A 17,543-nucleotide genomic window follows, 5' to 3' on the forward strand; every position below is an offset into this window, starting at 1 on the left:
GGTCTCGACCTCATGGGCAATGGCTACACCGTCTTGCGCGGCGCGGCGCCGCGGGAGCTGGTCGCCTCGATCGCGGCGGATCTCGCACCCCGCTACGCTGCGGCGCCCTTTTGCGAGGGCGGCTTCTACGGCGAGCGGACCAAGCGGTTCGGGCGGCTGCTCATCCGGTCGCCGAAGATGGCCGATCTGGTGATGAACCCGGCGATCCTCGATCTCGCCGAACTCGCGCTCGGGAATTGGTGTGAAAGGATCCAGCTCAACCTCGCGCAGGCGATCGAGCTGCAGCCCGGCGCCTTGCCGCAATTTCCCCACCGCGACCAGGATATGTGGCAGGGCGCGCTCGGCGACGTCGAATATCTTGTCAACGTCATGTGGCTGCTAACCGCATTCACGGCCGAGAACGGCGCCACGATCATCTGGCCGCGCAGCCACGGCGTCGAGGCGCTTCTCGAGGAGCCGAGGGAAGCGCCGATCGTCGCCGAGGCAGAACCCGGCGATGCGATCGTCTTCCTGGGCTCGACGCTCCACGGCGCAGGGCCAAACCTGAGTTCCGGCGTGCGGCGCGGCATCATCGTGAGCTATTGTCTCGGTTGGCTCAAGCCCTACGAGAACCAGTGGTTGGCCTATCCCCCCGAAGTCGCCAAGAGCTTTGCGCCTGAGCTCGCCGCGCTCGCCGGCTATGTCCAGCATCGCCCGAACCTCGGCAATTTCGAGGGCCAATGTCCCTCTGTGCTGTTCGGCGGCTATCCCGATGAGCCGATCGCGGCGGTCGACGCGCTGCGGCCCGACCAGGATGCGCTGCTCGCGGATTTTGTCGCGGCGCAGCGGGCCGGAGGCGGAGAGAGGCTCGAGCCATGAGTCCCGGTGCGACGATGGAGCGGGTTTATCTCGACCTCAAGGCGCGGATCATCGCCGGCGTCTATCCGCCGGGCACGCGGCTCGACCCGACGCGGCTTGCGAAGACTCTCGACGCGAGCGCCACACCGGTGCGCGATGCGCTCCATCGCTTGTCGGGCGAGCGGATCGTCGAAAGCTGGCATCAGGAGGGGTTTCGTCAGCCATCGCTCGCCGAGGCGGATCTTTGCGATCTCTATAGCTGGGCCGGCGTGCTACTCTCGCTCGCACTGAAAGGCCGCACTCCGCATCCCTCGGCAGGCGGCCTGTTCGAGCTCGCGGGGCACGCCGGCTATGCCGAGGCCGTCGAGTCGCTCTTTCGCACCATCGCGATCGGCGCCGAAAATCGAGAACTGCGCTACGCGCTCATCGCAAATATCGAGCGAAGCCAGATTTTCCGTGCCGCCGAGGCGCGTATCGATCGCGCCTCGCGCGAGCTGCTCGCGGCGATGGAAGTGGATTATCGCTTCGGCCGCTGGACCGGATTGCGCAGCAAAATCACGAGCTTCCATCGCCGCCGCGTCGGGCAGGCGGGACGCATCGCTGCTGGCGTGAAGCCGCGCACCGAGCCGCTCAGATAATATTCGGCATATTCGAAAACTATAAAATTCCTATCCGGAATCAGGGGCGTAGCTTGGGACATGCCGCAATTCCGCGGCATCAACCAAGGAGGGTCCCATGGACCGGAACAGCATCGCCGAAGAAGGCATCGAAGAACTCGGAATCGCCAGCGTCGAAACGCGCGGCGAGGAATTCCCGGTGCCGGAAATCGGCGGCCACGACCTGAAGCTCGGCGGCGGCATCTCCGCTGACTGACGGGCAAAGGGACACGGCCGCCGCCGTGCGGCCGTGTCTTGGACCGATGCATTATCATCTTTCACCGGGAATGAGCTTTTGCTTCATCAGCGTCGGCGCCGTCGTGCTGGATCTCGAGGCGGACCGCTACTATCGCCTGGACAGCTGGCATTCCGCCGGATTGCGAGCGCTTGCCGTCGGTGAAGCCGGAGCGAATTCAGATGCCTGCGCGTCCTTGGTCGACAAAGGGATCCTCCGCCATGGCGAAGGCCCACGTGCCACCCCTGTCCACGCGCCTTATGTCTGCGAGAGCGCTATCGAGCAGCGGTCGGAGCGGAGGCCTGTCGGGGAGCCTGCCTTATCGCCCTTCGAGCTATTTGCAGGCCGCCTTGCGGCCGGCCAGGCCCTGAGCCGGCTGGGATTGTTGCGGACCGTCGAATATTATCGGCGGCAGCGAGACCGTTATCTCGACCGGCGAAACCCTGCGCAATGCCAGCGGACGTTCGCTGCCGCGACAGCTGCTTCTTTCTCCGAGAGACGCCGCTTTTTTCCCGCCAAACGGCGCTGCGTTCCTGACTCGCTCGCACTTGCCGCGACCCTGTGGAGGCGCGGCTGCGAGGCGCAGGTCTTTTTCGGTGTGCGGCTGGACCCTTTTGCGGCGCATTGCTGGGTCCAGCAGGGAAATCTCCTGCTTTCGGATCCCCTCGACAGCGTGGCCGAGTTCTGCCCGGTCTTCGAATTATGAGTATCCGCATTGCCCTTGTGCATCGCTGCGACACCGTGGCTGCGCTGCCGGCAGCCGTTGCTCGTTTAGCGCAGGTCGGAGATTTCCAGATCCTGGGCGACCGCGATACGCCCCTTCTCGCGAGCGACGGCCTGGTTTTGCTCGGCTGGGCGTTTCGCCGCGATACGCTGATGCCGCTGACCTGTCTCGATGAAGAACTGGCTGCAGGCGTCGAGCGGCAAGGGCCTGCATGGGTGCATCGGCATATCTGGGGAAATTTCTTCCTCGTCTGGCGCGATGGTCATGGCATTTCCCGGCTGTTGCGATCGCCCCCTGCCGGCCAGGCCATCTATTATGAGGCCCGCCCGAGGCCGGCCCCGAACAGCAACCAAATTGTTGCATTCACCGATCTCTCACTGGCTCGCTTGCTTGGCCTTCGATCGCTTCGACCCGAGCCTGTGGCGCTTGACGCGCATATCCGCTTCCCCTTGATGCGGGGTCCGCTCACCGGAATCGCAGATATCGCAGAGCTGCTTCCCGGAGAGTCGATAGACCTCGCGACGGGCAGACTGCTGCCGGGAGCATGGTCACCTTGGGCGCACGCCGCATCTCCGCCTCGCCGTATCGAACCCGCGGAGTTGAGGGAATGCGTCGGAGGCGTCGTCGGCAGCTGGGCGGGCCGGTTCGCGCGAATTCAGCTCGAATTGTCAGGCGGCCTCGACAGTTCGATCGTAGCAGCATGCCTCCAGGATCGCGCGTCGCCGTGGCGCGCGGTCAACCTCGCGACGCCGGGAGTACCAGGCGACGAGCGCGATTATGCGCGCGCCTCCGCGGCGCAGGCACGGACATCGCTCGCGGAGATCGTCATGCCGGACCTTGAGTCCGATCCGCTGGCGCCCATTCCCATCCCGCGCGCGCGTCCCGGCGGCTTCGGCCTGCTCGGTTCGAGCGACGCGGCGCTGCTCGCAGCCGCGCGGGACTATGGCGCGGATGCGATCTTCACCGGCGTCGGAGGCGACAATGTCTTCGGATATATTCGCAAAGCCGGACCGGTGGCCGATGCGCTGCGGTTCGCCGGTGCCAAGGCGGCCTGGAAAGCGGCGAGCGACCTCGCGACGATGACGGGTGACAGCGTGTGGCGAGCGCTCAGGCTTGCGCTCCTCCAGCTGGTGCGGCCCAGGCAGCTTTGGCCGCGGGACCCGACCCTGCTGACTTCCAGGTACGACCGGGAGGCACCCGCGCACCCCTGGCTCTCTGTACCGCGCGCGATCGCCCCGGGTCAGTTTGGATATGGACGTGCGTTGATGCCGATCCAGCTGTTCGTTGATGGCTATGATCGTTCGTTCGCGATGCCGATGATCGCTCCCTTGCTTTCGCAGCCGATCGTCGAGCTGGGACTGCAGGCCGCGAGCTGGAATTGGTGCGCAGACGGCCATGACCGGTCTCTTGCCCGCGCGGCATTTGCCGATCGTCTCGCCCCGGTCGTGCGGGATCGACGGACAAAGGGACGTGTCGAGTCCCTCTTTGTCACGACCTATAATGGCCGTCGGGGCCATATTCGGGAGTTCCTCCTAGATGGCTATCTTGCGCGTGAAGGCATCATCGATCGTGAGGCCGTCGATGTGGCGTTGAAACCGCCCGCCGACGCGCTCGACGCCGTCTATATCCGCCTGCTGCAGATCGTCGACGTCGAGCGCTGGATCCGTTCCCTCTGAGCCCACGCGGGGACCAGGCAAGGAGGGAATGGACCGGGAGAGACGGCATTATCGAGCTTGCTCGCCCCCTGCCTGCGCCGCCCGATACGCGCGCCAGCGCTGATACTGCTCGGCTTTGGCCGGATCGGGATCCTCGTCACCCTTGAGCCAGAAGCGATACCAATCGAGATTTCGGCGATAGACCGCCAGCTTGTGGATTGGCTGCTTCTTGATGTGCGGCTCATCCGCGAATGCAAAGAAATCGACGGCCTTGCCCGCACGCTTCATGCGCGTGTGAAGTTCCGCGACATGTCGGGCCTCCGCTTCCGGGAGTTGCATGAGCAGCGGCGTGTTGATCGACCCGATATCATAAACTGCGGACAGCTCGCGCCATCGTTTTGGATCGCTGTCGGGGTCGCCGATCTTCCAATATTCTTCCAGCATTTCGGCGAACCCGCGCCCCGGAAGCGCGTTCGCCCAGAAATAGGACGGCGTCATCTGGCTCGACGCGATCGTCGCCGCCGCAAACCGGTTCGTTTTGCGTATCGCATAGAGTGTGACTTCAGAGCCGAAGCTGAGGCCGCCTATGCCGACACGCGCCGGATCCACCACGCCTTGGTTCACCAGCTGGTCCAGCGCGCTCTGAATGTCGGACAGCGCCAGCCGGTAGCTTTCCCCGGTTCCCGCCTCCTTCTCCGCCCGAACCCGATCCATGCACATTACCGCGATGCCATGTTCGACCAAAGGCAGCATGGGAATTTCATCGCCAACACCGCCCTTCAAGAATCCCGAGCAGCGATAATATTGCACAACGAGCGGGACCGGCATTTTCATGTTCGCTGGTTGCAGCAGCACACCCGTCACGCCGCGCGCCCAGCTCATCGGTGTTGCGCGAGCATCGATGCGCATCCGCAACGCCGCATTGGGGTCGGCGAGAATCGTCCGCTTGCCATCATAGCCCAGTCTGACGACGTGCGGGGGCGATACAGGCCCGGCTTCGGCACAGAATAATGCCTCGATCCCCACCGCACATCGCGGCGTATGCGCCGACGACCTCGTCGCTCCATCACTGTGGTTGGCGACGCGCGCGCCCGGCGCCCCGACGCGCCAGAGCCAGATCGTCTCCCGCGCGCTGCCGGTCCGCTCGAACAGGAGCAGTTCGTCACGACCCGGACGCCAGGCAAGCGCTGCCAATTGCGGACTGCGGCAGATGGCCACGGTGCAGTCGATTGTCTGTCCGTCTTTGCGTATCACACGAAGGGTAGAAATGCCTTCCGAGGCAAGCCGGGCGCGGCTCCCGCTCTCGGCCAGGACATTCACGCCCTGCTCGGATAACTCAGGGGTGAAATCCGGCGGGTCCTTTGCAGGAATATTGTTCGCACCGCGGGTTTGGACGACGATCTCTTTTTTGGGCGTGCGTGACAAAAGGCGCTCGCGGTTGAACCAGGCGGAGGGCAATCGCTGCATGATGCGCTTTCCTCCTTCGATCGTGCCGCCGGCGACGGGTTCCATGAGATCCAGATGGCGGTCGACGAGGGCGCCATTCGCATAGGCGTCGCGTTCCGCCTGCAAGATCTCTGCCCGGGTCGCCCCGACCGAATAACGAATGGACTGCCCGTCGGCAGAAACCTCGAATGCAAGGATATCGGCGGCGTCGACGAGTTCGCGCCGGGCGATCGAACCGCTGCGCCAGTGCCAGATCACCGCAGCTTCGCCGTCGAACGCGCGGAACCGAAGACCAAGCGAGTCCCGGTCCCAGACCGGCGACTGCTCCAGCAGGGTTCCGGCGCCGCCATGCTGCGCTATCCCGCCGCCGATCCGGGTCGGCGACGCTATTCCTGCGACATCGACGACATACCAGTCGAGCATCGTCTCATTCTTCTCGATCGAAGGGCGACTGACGCGGTAGGCAAGTTTCAATCCGTCGGGTGAGAGACGGAGTCCGCTGATATCTGCCGCTTCCACAAGATCACGCTCGGACACAGGGCGGCGTTCGCTCTCCGTCTCGATCCGGTCGGAAGAGACCGAAAGGCCCGCTGTCGCGGCCCCGGCGAGCAGCCACGCTGTCACCACGAGACCACCGCCTGCAGCGAAAACATGCGGCCGACGGCGCTCGCCTGCTCCGGATCATATCCGAACGCCGACGTACTGCTGACGAAGCGGGCGTAAGGCGGATTCCGATCGAACAGATTGGTGATGCCCGCCGTCAGACGGATCGCTCTTCCTTGTTCCTGCTCGGCGACCCGGAGCCCCAGCTGGAGATCGAACGTGGTCCAGCTCTTCACCCTTTCGGCCGGGGTGACGGTGAGATTCCGATAGGCCGCGACGTGGTTGACCGCCAAGCCGGCATCGAACGCCCCAATATTGGCGCCGACCCGGGCTCGCAAGCGCAGCTTGACCGGGTTGCCGAGCGTCCCGAGTACGTCGATCGCTGGCGCCCTGTCGGTGATCTGGCTTCTGAAGCGCAGCATCCTTGTCCCGCCAACGCTGATGTCGAGGCCGCCATTCGGAAGCGCGCGCGCGTAGCTCGCATCGAAATCGATACCGCTGACCGTTGCGCGCGACAGATTGAGCGTGCGCCCGTCGATAATCGCCGCAATATCGGCTTGGGTCACACCGAGCGGATTGGAAAAGCTCGGGCTCGCAAAATAGGCCGCGATGTCGGTCGCGCCAGGTGTCTCGTCGACGATCCCTCCATAGATATCGCGGCGCACCAGGAAGTTCTGGACGTCCGCGGAGGCGCTCGCAATCCGGTCGCGGTAGCTGATCTCGAACCATGTAGCGTTGAATTTCGCGCCGGGCGCGAACGCCGGCTCGACGTCGATGCCGGCTGTCCAGCTCGAGGCTTTTTCAGGCCCGAGGTCCGGCCTGAACCCGAAGAGCCCGAGCACGACGGATTGACCGGTAGCGGAAGCGGGATCGGGCAACAGGAGCGTCTGGTAAAGCGCGTTCGCCGATCCGACGAGTTCGGTGAAATAGGGCGCGCGAAAGGATCGGCCATAGGACGCGCGCAATGAGAGGCCAGGAACCGGCGTCCAGCGAAGCCCGAATTTTGGATTGGCCGTATCCCCGACATCGGAATAATCCTCGTAGCGTGCTGCCGCCGATAGCGTGAGGGCGCCCGGCAGCGCCCCGCCCGCGTCGAAGACCGGGATCGCGAGTTCGCCGTAAATCGATTTCACGATGCGCTTGTCGGGAAGTCCCGGGATAGGCGAGGGGATCGGCGCGTTCGCCGTGACATCGACGAGCGCTTGATAGCGCAGCCGATCGCGTCTGTATTCGGCACCGATCGCCGCTTTGACTTCACCGGCAGGCAGCTTGAAAAGGGGGCCATCGGCCCGGAGCGCGGAGGACATTACCTCGTACCGGACCTTACGCTCCTGGCCGCCCCGCAGGCTGTCAATGAGCTCGCGGTCATTTACGAGCCCGTCGCCGAAAACATTGATCGCTGTGCGCCGGTCCGTGGCCGCGAGGGCGCGCAACAGCTTGAGGCGATTGACGACATTTACACCCTCGTCGCGCTCGCGCTGCAGGCCGTAGCCGCCCGACAATTCGACGGACCATGGGCCGAGTGTTGCCCGCCCGCCGAAGCTCGTATTGAAGGCGCGAGCGACGCCCTTCGTCCCCTCCGGTCCGAATTCCGCCGACGGATCGTAATAGACCGTGATCGGCTGTCCGGTCCCGATCGGATCGACATAATAGGGGTTTGCGCTCGTCACGCGCAGAGGCTGGGGACCGAACAATCGCCGCCGGACCGCGAAGTGTCGCTCCGCGAAAAGCGCGCGGGCGAACAGATTGATCTTGTCGGACAGGTCCTGTTCGACCGTTGCGTAGAGACTGACCGTTTCCTGCCGCGGAAAAATGTCGATATTTCGCCTCGCGTCGCCGCGTTTGAAGCCCGACACAAGCAGCTGCTCGGGAGTAAGCGCGGTCCCGTCCTGTCCTCGTGGAATAGCGAAGACCCGCCCATTGGCAGCCACGATTGTGCCGGGATTGTTGTAGTTGGAGCGAAGGTCCGGGCCTCCGAAGGGTCTGAGATCCTCGGTGGCGAATGCGCGCTTCGACGATGCGAGATTGCCGCGGCGGTAATATTCGCCGGCCACGACCAGATGCCCGCTCTTCCAGCCGACACCTGCGATCTGGCTCGCTTGAACCTCGCCGAAATCGCCGTCCGCCGTCCCGACCCTCATGCGGGTCTCAAGCCCTTGGAATCTGTTCCGGAAACGGATGTTGACGACGCCGGCGATGGCGTCCGACCCATAGATTGCCGAAGCGCCGTCGGTGAGGATCTCGATGCGTTCGATGGCGACAGACGGCACGAGCGAGAGGTCGGTGAATGCGCCTGCGCCGCCGCCGAGTGCGGGACGCGCCCCGTCGAACAATGTCAGCGTCGATCCGCTGCCCAAACCCCGCAAATTGATCCCGCTCCCGAAGCCGAGGTTTGTGCCCGCATTGCCGCGCGCGGTCGAGCCCGTGACGGCCTCGGTGGGGCCGCCCGAAAAATTCTGCGGGATCGTCTGGATGAAATCGGCGAGCGTCGTTCGTCCGCTCCGGTCAAGCGCCTCGCGGTCGATTATCGTCACCGGTGAGCCGACGGGACCGGTGCCGCGGATGCGGGTTCCCGTAACAACGATCGCCTCGCTGCTGGCATCAGTCGAAGCGAGCTCGGCCGTCGCATCGCCGTTTCCCTCGCGGATCACGAGCGCACCATCGACGACTTCGGCGATCAGGCCGGTGCCGGAAAGCAGGCGGGTGAGGGCGGCGTCGGGGGTTAGGCGGCCTTGCGCGCGGCCGCTGCGCTTGCCCTCGGTCAGACTTCCCGAATGGATCACCTCGCGCCCCGACACTTCGGAATATTTGCGCAGCGCGTCGCCGAGACGCTGCGGCGCGATGTCATATGTGCGTTGATCGGTCTGTGCGTGCGCCATCGGCGCATAGAGCGCCGCCGGTGTCGCAGTCGAGGCCAGCATGGCGGCCAGATATTTCATTCGCATTCTCACCCTCCCGGTCGCGGCCGTGATGGCCGTCCGGGGGTGCAAAATGCCGGGGGGCGAAAATTTCCCCCCCGGCGTGCGGATTATTTTTTGGCGAGGATGATCTCGTCCGCCCGATCGTCGACCGCGAGCCCGAAGGCGGCGGCGAGTTTACGCGCGAGGGCGCCGCTGTCCGCAAGATCGAAGCGGCCCGAGACCGGGAGCGTCGCGAGCGCCGGGTCGGCGAGGCGGACCGGTTTCGCGTTCAGCTTGTTCGCACTCTCGATGACCGAGCCGAGCGGAAGATTGTCGGCTGCGAGCAGGCTGGTCGCGACGGGGCTCACCATCATACCGACCATCTTCGGACCCTCGGCCGGCACCTCGGCGCTCTGGCCGGCCTCGAGCCGAAGCGCGGCGCCGCCCCCGCTCGAGCGCACCTCGACGCGGCCGCTGACCAGGCGAACGCGCGGAGGGCCGTTTCGCAGATCTACCTCGAAAACCGTGCCGAGCGCGGTCGTTTCCGACCGGCCGGCGATGACCGTGAACGGACGCGAGGTGTCGTGTGCGACCTCGAAACGCGCGGCGCCGCTCGTGAGGATGACGACGCGTCGCCCGGTCGTGAACTGGGTTTCGATCTTTGCGCCATCGGTCAGGATGACCTTGGTACCGTCGGCGAGTTGCTGTTCTTCGCTCGCCTTGGGCGACTGGGCGAGCTGCGTATCGTCGCCTCGCGATTGCATATAGAGCGCGCCGCCGACCACCAACACCACTGCGGCGGCGGTGGCTAAACCCCAGCGCGCTTTGACGCGCTTTTCATTCTTCGCGCGCGCCATCGCTTCGACACGCGCCGGCGACATACTGGATCCGACGGCATAGGCCTCGGCCGAGCGGGCGTAGGCCGCAGCGTTGCCGGGCTCACGGCGCCAGGCCTCGAACGCGGCGCGGTGCGTATCGGCATCGGGACCATGCATCAGGCCGACCCAATCGTCCGCCTCCTGCTGCTGCCGCGTCACGATTGTCTGTCTCGCGCCTTGCGGATTGCGGTAACGGCCTTGCTGATGAGCTTTTCCACGCGCTTCACACCTATGCCTTTGATTCGGGCTATTTCAGAATAGCCGAGATTTTCGACGCGGTGCATAAGGAATACATCCCGTGTGGTGGGATCGAGCTCGGCGAGAGCCTCCTCGGCGCGCCGCAACAGGTCGCGCGCTTCGAGCACGCTATGCGGATCGGGGCCAGCGACATCTTCCTCCTCGAAACTATGGTGCGCCGAATGCTGGCGCCGCGCGCCGGTTCGCGCCCGTTCCTTCAGAAGCGTGCGCGCCGTTTGCGCGAGATAGGCGCCGGGCTTGTCGCCGATGTGAAAATAGCCCTTCGCAGTGAAGAAGCGGCGAAAGCTCTCCTGAACGAGGTCGGCGACATCCTGGGGATGCGCGTTGCGGCGGAAGAATCCCGCGAGGCGAGGGCGCTGCTCGGCGAGGATCGCCTCGGTCCGCGCGGCGCGACCGAATCCTTCCCAATCCCCGGGCGGTATCGATTCCCCGTTGCTCAGCGCGGTGCGGCGGTCGTCGTCGTCATCATAATCCATAGGTCTGCCTTCCAGCCCGGAAGGAGACGGCAGGTAGCCGGGTGTTGAGTCTCGCTTGACGACGAGGCCGCAACCTTTGGCCCGAAGGCTTGGACATGCGTCGCGGCCACCCGGCGGGATGGCAAAAATCCGTGATCGTCAAGCGGGTGTCTCAATCCCCGGCACCGCGCTTCTCACACCCGATGCGGGAGTGAGCATAGCTTGCCGCTACGGCAGGGCAAGAGTCAGGAGGGAGATTGATCCAGAATGAATCTTGTTGTGGTGACGGCTTTGCGCCCGTTGTCAGCCATTCCAAGGTCATTCGCCCCATCCTGAAAGCGGCCATTAGATCGCTTCGCCGAGATCGGCGGCTCCGCGCCTCAACTTCGCCATTCGGATGGTCAAGCATGTATTCTAAAGACAGACGTTCGTTGCACGCGCCTTCACATCGGCGAATGGGGAGACCAATTGGCTAGCCAAATCGAACCTGAAAATTGCTTCCGATCCGGAGTGATTGACGCTTGGGCTTTCCCAAGCGCTTGCTGAAACAGAAATCTTATGTAACGCCATCCAAAGTGAATGGCAGGGCTGGAAGTCCGCCGATCCGGCCTAAGACAGTATCGCATGGGGGGCGGTGACATTTTGAATCTGTTTTGCATAGCCGGGCTGGAGCGGTGAGTTAGGTGCGCGACATACTTGGCGACGCGTGCGCTGTTCCGGAACGGATTTATTTGCTGTTCCCTTCGCATCTGCGCATCACCTTCTATGCGCAGCAGATAAGGGCGCTTGAGCTCGTCGAACAGTTGCGGGGCGAAAGTTGGACCGACAAGCTGTCGAGCATCGCCATCGTCGGGGCCGGCGCGTCGGGCATGACGGCTGCAGCGGCGCTCAAGATGGCCGGATTGCGAGAGGGGCTGGAGATCACTCTCTTCGAAAGTCGCGACCAGATCATGCCGTTGCAGACCGGCTCGCTGAACAAATTCTTGGCTCCTCATCTAATCGACTGGCCAGCCGAAGGCTCGACCCAACGCCGGGCGCGTTTGCCTATTCTCGACTGGGACGAGGCGATCGCCGGCAATGTGGCGATGGATCTCGTCACGCAGTTCGCCCGGTTTGACGTAAAAACCGAGATATCGACCACTATCGAGAAGATTGTCGCCGTACCCAACGGCGTCGAATTGCTGACGCGCAAGGATGGGTTGCAAAAGAAGCGCAGATTCGATCTTGTGATTGTTGCTGCGGGGTTCGGACTCGAAGCGAAGCCCACTGGCATCGAATCCGATACCACCTCCTATTGGCGGGTTCATCCCAAGCAAGGGCCATCCCTGGATGGCGAGACGCGGCGCAAACGCTTTCTCATCAGCGGGCTCGGCGATGGCGGCCTTATCGACTTCGTCTTGTTTGCCTGTCCAGGCCTCAGCCACGAGATGCTCTGCGACAGGCTGGTCAATTCCGGTGATGCGCAGCGGCTTGTAGACGACATAAACGCAATCGAAACCGGAATCTGGTCCGAGCCAGCCTCGGTACCCGACATTGAAGCGGCTTATGCCGCTCTCGATATCGACCCTTTGGCGCGAGCCGTGATTCAGCCTTGGCTCGGCGCGGGCATGGAATTCACCCTGTTGACCGGCGGCCACCAGCTGTTCGGCCGAGGCACGGCGCCGCTGAACCGGTTGGCGGCAATGCTGGTGATCCGCGCGATGGAGCTTACAGGCCGAGGTGATGACATCGTCCGCATATTTGGGGCCGAGCATCGCCCTGATCGCGATGGGAAGACGGTTTATATCGTCGGCGGCGTCGAGCATCTCGATCAGTTCGACGAGATTGTCGTTCGGCACGGCGACACGTCGAGGAACGCATGGGACTTCAAGAATGCCGAGATTGCTTCCAAAGTCGCGGAACTGCGCGCTCGTCGCGATGCCATTTCGGAGCGGCCACGCACGCCGCTCTTGCCGGAATATCTTGCTGCCGCGTTCGACAGGCGCCAGTTTGCAGCGCGAACCACCCGCATTCGCCTCACGCGCCAGGCGGCCGAGGTCCGATGGGAGGGCGATATTGCGATCGGCGATGTCGGCCGGCTCTGGCGGGTTCCGACCGCAGCGATCCATGTGGAAATCGACTTTCCGCCCGCAGATCCCCAATCGAAATTAGATCTCGCACTATGCAGGCTTCTTGTTCACGCTGAGCCGCAGGCCCAAGTCGCCGGGCCGCATAAAGCGGCTTGGGTAGAGCTTTCAAAGGAAGTGCCTCGGCGCGCCGGCGACCGCACTCGCGCCGCGCTGCCGATGGCGGGACAGGTCGAACCTGGCCGTAATAGCTATTCAGCCGAAGCAGATCAGCTATCGGACAAGCTTGAGGCTGCGCTCGATGAAGGGTTGTTGGCGCTCATCGACGATCGGATGATCGAGGCTGCCGTTGACCCGAGTCTTTGCAAAGTGGGTTTTCATCCCAATATCCACGAGCGTGTGCATGGTCTTTGGACAGCCTGGCGAAATACGGTGCGGGACCTTCCCTCTGCCCAGCGGCGTTGGGTCGTTCGGCTTTTTGGCGGCCTGCTCGACGGCTTCGGCGAGCCCGACCCATGGACGTCGGTCAGGGTCGGACCCCGGTCGGTCGAGGATGAAATGATCCCGGCAATCCTCTTTCATTTGGCCATGCAGGATCTTCTCGAGGGCATTGGAGGAGTGGGGCAATATCGTAACGGAAATGTCGCACGCCAGAGCGAGGACGGAACAATGGTACCGGCGGCCCATTTTTGTGGAAGTCGATGGGTTAGGATACCCGACTGCAATCCTTTGCCGATTGACGAATGGGAATGCAGCTGGCCGGGAGAGCCATGGGTGCCATCGTGTCTAGTCCTGTCTGCACGGAGTGCGGAACTGCTGCCTCGACATACGACAACAAACCAGAATCCGGCGGCTGGGCTCCTTACCCCGCCTTGGGCCCGAACACCCGTCATCGTAGGTTCCACGCGTCTTAGGAAAGCGTTGAGATCCGGCGAAGAGGAGGCCAGAACTATGCTTAAATCGGCGCTTCAAAGCGCGCTTCCGGAGATATGAGACTGTGACCGAACCGGACGACCTTTCGCTCAGTGAACGGCTCGGCTTGCTACGCACCGTTTGCGAGCAGCATGCTTACCTCAGCGCTGGGGAGGTGGTTGCGAAAGAGCTGCCGCTTGCGGTCGCGATAGAGCGATATGGCGCTGAAGGAATTCCGTCTGCCGGCGCCGTGATATTTGAATGTTGGGGCGATCAGCCAATTGTCGCTGGACTTATCGACGTGCCTGATCGGTCGGCGGCGTTGCCGTACATCCGCTGCGCGGCCGTGGCGCAGCAATCACTCGGAGCCAAATCCGTCGACATGCTTGTTTTGCTGATCGGACCCGGCGGCAGTTATGATCTGGAGGAGTGGGCAAATGCAGCTGCCGCGATCGAGGACGATGATCGTATCTGCCGAAAAATGGTCTGGCTCCCTGATTGCGAGCCTCTTGCTAGCGCCGAAGAATTTCTGACCCGCTCACCATTTGCAAGACCTTGGCGACATGCCATTCCGTTCAAGGGGTCGGCGAGCACGATCGAGTCGCTCATCGATGAGGACGGTCTCGACGACCTCGCACTGAAGGCGGATCAAGCGGGCGGATCTGCCGCCGACTTCGTCCGGGACGCGCTGTCGCAGCGTCAGAGTTCATGAGCAATCCGTTGCGCCTGGTACGCGCGGATATCCAAGGCTTTCGGCGTCTTGGCCGGCCCCTAGCGATCAACTTCGAAAATGGACCTGGAATTACTATTCTCGTCGGCCCCAACGGCAGCGGCAAATCGACCGTCATCGACAGCATCGAGTGGGTCCTGACGGGCACCGCTTCGCGATTGCCGCAGTCTGGCAGTCCCGCTTCTCGTCGGACGGATATCTTCAGGACGATAGGATCGAGCGACGATCCTATCGTCACGCTGACTTTTGAAGAAACCGCGACCGGCAAGCAGTTTGCAATCGGTCGCGACTCTGGACCTGAAGAGATCTCGTCTCTTTTGCGCAACGCTGAGCAGCCTTGGCGCGATTTGAAGTCAATCGACCTTGCACTGCAATGGACCCATTTTTCGTCGCAGCGCTCCGTTGCGCGACTTGGCTATGACAATGGCGAAGCGATCATGAAGACGTTTGCCGGTCCAGCCGGGCTCGAAAGGCTCAGAGGGCTGGATCAGCGGCTCTGGGGCAGGGAGACGAAAAGTGAATTGCGCAGGCAGCGCGCCGAAGCGGCCGACGCCGTCCGCAAGCACAGCCTAGCGTTCGATCATATCCAGCGTCTCCAGGCGGACATGTCCGCGCAAGAGAGCGTCCGCGGCGAGCGAAGGCTTGCCGAATTGATCGCATCGCTGAGCGGCGAGCCCGAACTGGATCTCAGCGGGTTGAAAAACGATAGCCGGAAGTTCGAACGGGTGCTCCTCGATCATCGGTCGGCACTCGAATCGCGTCTCTCGGAGGTCCGCCAACTCAGCGCCGAACGCCGCGATGCAGCCGCGCGGGCGCGGCGGCTGGAGGTCGAAGCGGAGGCGTCTCGCCAGATGCAGCAGGCTTCGGTCCAGCTCGCTCAGCGGAGAGCCGATGCGCTCGCAGCGGCGGAAGAAGAGGTGGCCGCAATCGCGACTATGATCGCGCGAATGGCTGATCAACGCTCGGTGCTGCTCGAAAAGCTGCACAGCAGGGAAGAGGCTGCGGAGCTCGACGCTCGCAAAGGCTCGCTGGACAACCGCTTGGTCGATCTGGCGCTGGAGCTCGGCGGCATCGAAAATCGGCTGGCGGCCGTGGGGACGCTGGAAGAGCTCGCGGTGCGTATCCGTGCCGGGCAAAGCATCGCCGAGATGCGGAAATATGAAGAGACGCTTGCCGAATTCGGGGATCCCGAAAAAATCGAGGCCGAGGCGAAGGTCCGCGTCGACGACCTTACTCGTCGGCGCGAAGCGCTCAGGGAAGAGCGGGCGACCGCTAGAAATACCCTGTCGCGCGAGACCGAGAGGATGGAGACGTTAAGATCTCTTGCCGTTGCGCTCGCCGACCACCTCACCGATCATGACTCCAGCTGCCCGGTTTGCGCCGCCACCTATGACAAGGGAGAGCTGATGAAGCGGGCTTCCGCGTCGATAAAGGAGGCCGGACCCGCTGCCCGTGAACTGACTCGTCAACTGAATGAGAAAACGCAGGAACTGGGCAGCGTAGCCGGTGAGCTCCAGTTCTTCACGTCGCAGCTCGAGCAGGCACGTATCCATTTGGCGCAGCGCGAACGGTTTCGAGTTGATATGGATCAGCATAGCACCGCATTCGGCGGCGTCTGGAGCGAAGAGGCGCAGAACCGCCTCGAAGCGCGCGTGGCCGACTTGCGAGATGAGTTCGAGATCGAGGAAGACACATCACTTCGCCATATCCGGGTCTGGATTGAGGAACGGCGCCGCCGCGCCGTCGAGGCGCGCATTGAAATTGTCGCTGAACTCGAAGATATCGCCGAACGGCGTGCGGCGCTTGCCGGGAGCGAAACGAGCCCGGAGCAATATCTCGAGGTCCGCGCACAACAGCGCGTCTTGGATCTTGAGCTCGAGCGCGAAAATTCGCGACTAGCCGAAGCGAGGACCGAACACCGCGCTGCTCTGGAACTGGTGGAGGAGGCAGGTCAGAATGTTGCCCGCGCAGCAAATCTTGCGAACGCCGACCAGGAACGGGCTGTTGAAGAACGACGCCGGTTCAAGATAATCGATCGCGAGCTGCGCAGAATTTTCGGCGCGAGCGATGAGGCGGATTATGTCCAATCGCTGCAAAAACGAACGGTACAGATGGGAGCGGCGCTCGAGCGTCTAGCGATCATTCGGTCCGAAGATGACCGCGCTGCGCAATCGGCGCAGGCCGATCATGAAATGAAACTGCTGGGATCCTCCTACATGCCTGCCAATGCCCGCGTTAGCGGCACCGAGCTGCACCGGATCATCCACGAAGCTGTTGTGGCAGCCGAGGCGCGGGTAAAGGCGATCGATGCTCTGGAAACGCGGCTGCGCGAACGGGCGCGACATCGCCGGGACATCGACAGCCGGATGCACGGCACGGTGCTCAGGCCCTGGAACTCACTTTTCAAACAGGTTTATTCGATCCTGGCCGGTTCTCTTGGCGAAACGCTCGAATGGACGCCAGATCAGGTCGATATGCGCGTAAGCGAACCCGATGCGCATGCGGTTCCGCGAGTCGACGACCAGCCGCTTCATGGCTGGTATCCCGGTCATTTCTTCTCTGAAGGACAACTTGCGGCGCTACAGATATCGGCGATGATAACGGCTTCCGTCCTTCTTCCTTGGTCGCGTTGGCAAGCCCTCATCTTGGACGATCCGCTTCAACACGCCGATGTCATCAAGGTCGGGGCTTTCGCCGACCTCATGCGCTCTCTCTGTCAGGACAAGGGCCATCAAATCATTATGACCACCCATGATCAAACGCAGGCCGAATTCATTCGCGCAAAGTTTTTCGCAGCGGGCCTGAGCGCCCAAGTCGTTCAGTTTCAGCGTTCCAAACGACAGCTGGGACGGGACCTCGAAAGCTGAACTAGGAGGATGGAATCTCCGAACTTGGCGGCTCTAACGAGAATTGATCACGCCTGACAGAGCTCATTTTCATTAGCCCGTAAGGGAATTCCAGAACATTTTTGCGAATGAAGAAGGGCTTGCGTCGGCTCGATCGCAGTCGCCCGATGTCGGCTGTTGCGACCGTCGCTGACCACACCCCGAAAGCGGGCAATCGTAGTTCCGACGATTGCTGGCTTCCGCGCGCGTGGCATGACGAGGAGCTTTCAATCGCGTGCGCGTCTCTATGTCAAACGGCGTTCAAAAGGGACCCCCGATCGGCGTCGAAGAGGGACCCCCTTT

At 62.9% G+C, this 17,543-nt stretch carries 12 protein-coding genes; 8 read left to right on the forward strand and 4 right to left on the reverse strand.

Features of this window, described 5'->3' with window-relative positions:
- The first annotated feature begins 12 nt into the window (after window positions 1-12).
- From JHC57_RS14790 to JHC57_RS14810, 5 genes are all read left to right on the forward strand, one after another.
- Window positions 13-858, forward strand: a complete 846-nt coding sequence (locus JHC57_RS14790) for a phytanoyl-CoA dioxygenase family protein (protein ID WP_294030909.1) — start codon at window positions 13-15, stop codon at window positions 856-858.
- The gene (locus tag JHC57_RS14795; RefSeq protein ID WP_294030892.1) at window positions 855-1,475 is read left to right on the forward strand and encodes a GntR family transcriptional regulator; all 621 of its coding nucleotides are present in this window, start codon (window positions 855-857) and stop codon (window positions 1,473-1,475) included. Before JHC57_RS14790 ends, JHC57_RS14795 begins: the two co-directional genes overlap by 4 nt.
- A 97-nt stretch (window positions 1,476-1,572) precedes the next feature.
- Entirely contained in the window at window positions 1,573-1,710 is a 138-nt protein-coding gene (locus JHC57_RS14800) for a hypothetical protein (protein WP_294030894.1), read from the forward strand.
- Window positions 1,711-1,756: 46 nt separating this feature from the next.
- On the forward strand, window positions 1,757-2,434 hold the full coding sequence (locus tag JHC57_RS14805; protein ID WP_294030896.1) for a lasso peptide biosynthesis B2 protein: 678 nt from the start codon (window positions 1,757-1,759) through the stop codon (window positions 2,432-2,434).
- A complete protein-coding gene (locus JHC57_RS14810; protein WP_294030897.1) occupies window positions 2,431-4,128 on the forward strand; it encodes an asparagine synthase-related protein in 1,698 nt (565 codons plus the stop codon). Before JHC57_RS14805 ends, JHC57_RS14810 begins: the two co-directional genes overlap by 4 nt.
- Window positions 4,129-4,176: 48 nt before the next feature.
- On the opposite strand, the gene JHC57_RS14815 is transcribed toward JHC57_RS14810, so the two are convergent.
- The 4 genes from JHC57_RS14815 to JHC57_RS14830 form a co-directional block, all read right to left on the reverse strand.
- Entirely contained in the window at window positions 4,177-6,180 is a 2,004-nt protein-coding gene (locus tag JHC57_RS14815; protein WP_294030898.1) for an Atxe2 family lasso peptide isopeptidase, read from the reverse strand.
- A complete protein-coding gene (locus tag JHC57_RS14820; protein WP_294030900.1) occupies window positions 6,174-9,101 on the reverse strand; it encodes a TonB-dependent receptor in 2,928 nt (975 codons plus the stop codon). The genes JHC57_RS14815 and JHC57_RS14820 overlap by 7 nt, the downstream gene beginning before the upstream one ends.
- A gap of 83 nt (window positions 9,102-9,184) precedes the next feature.
- On the reverse strand, window positions 9,185-10,093 hold the full coding sequence (locus JHC57_RS14825; protein ID WP_294030901.1) for a FecR family protein: 909 nt from the start codon (window positions 10,091-10,093) through the stop codon (window positions 9,185-9,187).
- Window positions 10,090-10,668 carry an RNA polymerase sigma factor gene (locus JHC57_RS14830; RefSeq protein ID WP_294030903.1) on the reverse strand — a complete coding sequence of 193 codons (579 nt, stop codon included), beginning with the start codon at window positions 10,666-10,668 and terminating at the stop codon, window positions 10,090-10,092. The genes JHC57_RS14825 and JHC57_RS14830 overlap by 4 nt, the downstream gene beginning before the upstream one ends.
- Before the next feature lie 662 nt (window positions 10,669-11,330).
- Between JHC57_RS14830 and JHC57_RS14835 the strand changes: the two genes are divergently transcribed.
- Genes JHC57_RS14835 through JHC57_RS14845 form a run of 3 tightly spaced genes read left to right on the forward strand, consistent with a single transcriptional unit; the run spans window position 11,331 to window position 17,222 of the window.
- On the forward strand, window positions 11,331-13,706 hold the full coding sequence (locus JHC57_RS14835; RefSeq protein ID WP_294030905.1) for an ABC-three component system protein: 2,376 nt from the start codon (window positions 11,331-11,333) through the stop codon (window positions 13,704-13,706).
- Between the two features lie 4 nt (window positions 13,707-13,710).
- The gene (locus JHC57_RS14840; RefSeq protein ID WP_294030907.1) at window positions 13,711-14,337 is read left to right on the forward strand and encodes a hypothetical protein; all 627 of its coding nucleotides are present in this window, start codon (window positions 13,711-13,713) and stop codon (window positions 14,335-14,337) included.
- The gene (locus tag JHC57_RS14845; RefSeq protein WP_294030908.1) at window positions 14,334-17,222 is read left to right on the forward strand and encodes an AAA family ATPase; all 2,889 of its coding nucleotides are present in this window, start codon (window positions 14,334-14,336) and stop codon (window positions 17,220-17,222) included. Before JHC57_RS14840 ends, JHC57_RS14845 begins: the two co-directional genes overlap by 4 nt.
- Window positions 17,223-17,543: the final 321 nt, after the last annotated feature.

Origin of the sequence: Sphingopyxis sp., assembly GCF_016463645.1 — a bacterium.
Taxonomy (GTDB): Bacteria; Pseudomonadota; Alphaproteobacteria; order Sphingomonadales; family Sphingomonadaceae; genus Sphingopyxis.

Bases quoted from the DNA above. Each gene is read 5' to 3' on its own strand.
- JHC57_RS14820 (WP_294030900.1), bottom strand. From the start codon at position 9,101: ATGCGAATGAAATATCTGGCCGCCATGCTGGCCTCGACTGCGACACCG.
- JHC57_RS14790 (WP_294030909.1), top strand. From the start codon at position 13: ATGGGCAATGGCTACACCGTCTTGCGCGGCGCGGCGCCGCGGGAGCTG.
- JHC57_RS14810 (WP_294030897.1), top strand. From the start codon at position 2,431: ATGAGTATCCGCATTGCCCTTGTGCATCGCTGCGACACCGTGGCTGCG.
- JHC57_RS14800 (WP_294030894.1), top strand. From the start codon at position 1,573: ATGGACCGGAACAGCATCGCCGAAGAAGGCATCGAAGAACTCGGAATC.
- JHC57_RS14795 (WP_294030892.1), top strand. From the start codon at position 855: ATGAGTCCCGGTGCGACGATGGAGCGGGTTTATCTCGACCTCAAGGCG.
- JHC57_RS14845 (WP_294030908.1), top strand. From the start codon at position 14,334: ATGAGCAATCCGTTGCGCCTGGTACGCGCGGATATCCAAGGCTTTCGG.
- JHC57_RS14830 (WP_294030903.1), bottom strand. From the start codon at position 10,668: ATGGATTATGATGACGACGACGACCGCCGCACCGCGCTGAGCAACGGG.
- JHC57_RS14805 (WP_294030896.1), top strand. From the start codon at position 1,757: ATGCATTATCATCTTTCACCGGGAATGAGCTTTTGCTTCATCAGCGTC.